General features: G+C 67.3%; 2 protein-coding genes and 1 pseudogene. 2 read left to right on the forward strand and 1 reads right to left on the reverse strand.

Annotated elements, in window-relative coordinates; translation table 11 throughout:
• Positions 1-191: pseudogene (locus ACTWQA_RS58680) on the forward strand (nucleoside deaminase); the annotation flags it as partial.
• A gap of 178 nt (positions 192-369) precedes the next feature.
• On the opposite strand, the gene ACTWQA_RS58685 reads toward ACTWQA_RS58680, so the two are convergent.
• A complete protein-coding gene (locus ACTWQA_RS58685; RefSeq protein ID WP_443167442.1) occupies positions 370-987 on the reverse strand; it encodes a TetR/AcrR family transcriptional regulator in 618 nt (205 codons plus the stop codon).
• Positions 988-1,290: 303 nt separating this feature from the next.
• Here ACTWQA_RS58685 and ACTWQA_RS58690 point away from each other — a divergent pair, with 303 nt between their 5' ends.
• On the forward strand, positions 1,291-2,796 hold the full coding sequence (locus ACTWQA_RS58690) for an MDR family MFS transporter (RefSeq protein WP_443167443.1): 1,506 nt from the start codon (positions 1,291-1,293) through the stop codon (positions 2,794-2,796).
• Positions 2,797-2,979 lie beyond the last annotated feature (183 nt).

Here is a 2,979-nt window from a genome sequence, read left to right on the forward strand (position 1 = left end):
GCCGGATCATCTACATCCACTCCGCCGCACAACTCGTCGAGTGGCGCACAGCGCTCGGGCGCCCCGCCTCACCCGTGCGGAGCCTGCCGATCACCGAGATCGCACCCGACATCCCTGTCATAGGGCCCGTGCCACCCCTCGACAAGGAGATGCGAGACCTGCACACCCGGGCAGCCAGACGTCCCGGCTGAGCACCGCTCACCCAGGCCGGCAGGCGGGTGGTGGAGCAGGAGCTCGGGCCGTCGCAAGCGGCGGCAGCGGCCTTGTTCGACGACTTCACGCCCGAAGAACGAGGCGAGCTGCTCAGGCTGTTGGTGATGAGGTCCTACCTGGACGGCATTGAGGAACTGGTCCCCACGTCCTGCGCGCTTACTCGGAAACGGGGAAACGCGGCGCCGGGAACAGATCGCCGACCAGCAAAGTCGCCGCGTGCATGGCGATGGCGAGAATGTCGTCGTCCGTAGCCTCGGTGCCCCGGGACGCCATCACGGCGTTGTGCACGCTGAGCAGCGCCATGCGGATGCGCAGGCGCTCAGCCAGCGGCGCGTCCGGGCCGAGGAGGAGCCGTGCCGCCCTGTCGACCCGGTCCAGCGGGCCGCCCTGGCGTAGCGGCATCACCGTGCGCAGCGCGGCATGGTTGGCGGCGACGAACCGCATGGTCCGCAGTCCCTCCCGGGCACCCTGGGCGATCCAGCGGCCCAGGAACTCGGCGGACAGCTCGGGAGTCAGCGGCTGGCCTGCGGCCCAGTCCAGCAGGTCGTCGAGCGCGCGCATGTTCTCTTCGAAGAGACTGAGGACGATCGCCTCTTTGCTATCGAAATGGTAGTAGAGCGCTGCCTTGGTGATGCCGATCTGCTCGGCGATCTCGCGCATCGAAGTGGCGTCGTAGCCGCGCTCGGTGAACAGCGTCAGCGCGGCCTGCTGGATGTCGGCCCGCGTCTGGCTGCCCTTACGTCGCGGAGCCGTCCCCTGTTCCGTCTCGGTCATCGCTCTTCCTTGCTCCCAAGCTCAGCTCTCCCGAAGTCTACACCCGTTGCTTACCGGTCGGTTAGCAAGTATCTTACTAACCGACCGGTAGGCACATGCGGCCGCGACAAAGCTTGTGATCGTGGCCAGGCCCGTTCCCCAATCACTTACCGGTCGACTAGCAAGTACGCTCACCGACCGGCCCGTATCTCTATCCGAATGACAGGAGCACACGTGATGGCAGAAGAGAGCACGAAGGACGCACCAAGTCCCCCGGCGGCAGGGCTGCAGGGCGGACTGGGGTTCAGTCATCGCCAGATCCTTGTGACGATGAGCGGTCTGGTCATCGCCATGCTGCTGGCGATGCTCGACAACATGATCGTCGCTCCGGCGCTGCCGACCATCGTCGGCGAGCTGGGCGGCCTGAACCACCTGGCCTGGGTGACCACCGGCTACGTCCTGGCCTCCACCGTGGCCACGCCGATCTGGGGCAAGCTCGGCGACCTGTACGGCCGGCGCATCACCTTCGTCACCGCCGTGGCGCTCTTCCTGGTCGGCTCGGTCCTGTGCGGGATGTCGCAGGACATGGCGCAGCTGATCGGCTTCCGCGCCCTGCAAGGCCTCGGAGCGGGCGGCCTGATGGTCGGCGTCCTGTCGATCATTGGGGAGATGATCCCGCCGCGAGATCGCAGCAAATACCAGGGCGTGATGATGGCCGCCATGCCGGTGGCGATGATCGGCGGCCCGCTCGTCGGCGGCTTCATCACCGACAACCTCAGCTGGCGCTGGGCCTTCTACGTCAACCTGCCGCTCGGCGTCATCACCCTAGTCCTGTGCTGGATCACCCTGGCCAAGCTGCCCAAGGGCACCGGCAAGGCCGTGATCGACTGGTGGGGCACCGCGCTGCTGACGGTGTGGATCACCGCGCTGGTGCTCATCACCAGCTGGGGCGGCACCCAGTACGACTGGAGCTCGCCGCAGATCCTCGGCCTGGCGGCGCTGGCAGTGGCCGCCTTCGTCGCCTTCGTGATCGTCCAGCGACGGGCAGCCGAGCCCATCATGCCGCTGCGAGTCTTCAAGAGCCGCAACTTCTCCCTGGCCGGGGCCGTAGCCTTCATCTCGGGTTTCGCCATGTTCGGCGCCATCGGCTTCCTGCCGCAGTTCCAGCAGTTCGTCCAGGGCGCCTCGGCCACCAACAGCGGCCTGCTGCTCATGCCGATGATGATCGCCGCGATGATCATCAGCCTGGCCGGCGGCGCGCTGATCGGCCGGACGGGGCACTACAAATCGTGGCCCATCATCGGCACCATCCTCGTCACCGCCGGCCTGGCGCTGTTCGCCACCATGGACCTCGACACCACCACCACGATGACGGCCCTGTACATGGTGATCCTGGGCGCCGGCATGGGCGCGCTGATGCAGACCAGCACCCTCATCGCCCAAAACAGCCTCGACCTGCGCGACATGGGCGCGGGCACCGGGGTGTCGACCTTCCTGCGCAGCATGGGCAGCTCACTCGGCGTCTCCCTGCTCGGCGCCGTCTACACCAGCCAGCTGGCCGACTCCCTAGCCGGCGCCGGGCCGGCCGCGCAGAGCGTGGCCGCCTCCGCCACCTCGATGACCCCGCAAGCGCTGCGTGCCCTGCCCGAAGCAGCGCAGCACCTGTTCCAGCAGGCCGTCACCGACGGCATCACCGCCCTGTTCACCTGGGGCGCGGCCGTGACCGCCGTCGGCATCGTCGTGGCGTTCTTCATCCGCCAGGTCCCGCTGCGCAGCGCCGCCCCACCAGCCGCCAGCCCCGATGCCGAGCCGGTCGGGGCCGGCAGGTGAGGCCACCGGCCCCCAATCAGCCGACACCAGGCAAAGCGCACTAGCGGCCTCCCGGTGAGCTTGTCACTTCAAGTGTGTAAATTCTTACTCTGAGTAATGGAGAGTGCTCTTTACCTGATTTACTTGATCCTTCCCGGGTAGGCGATCTCGAGTTCGTTGAGCGCTTCGCGCCAGCCGAAGGTG

It is taken from the genome of Nonomuraea sp. 10N515B (assembly GCF_052245915.1).
Classification (GTDB): Bacteria; Actinomycetota; Actinomycetes; order Streptosporangiales; family Streptosporangiaceae; genus Nonomuraea.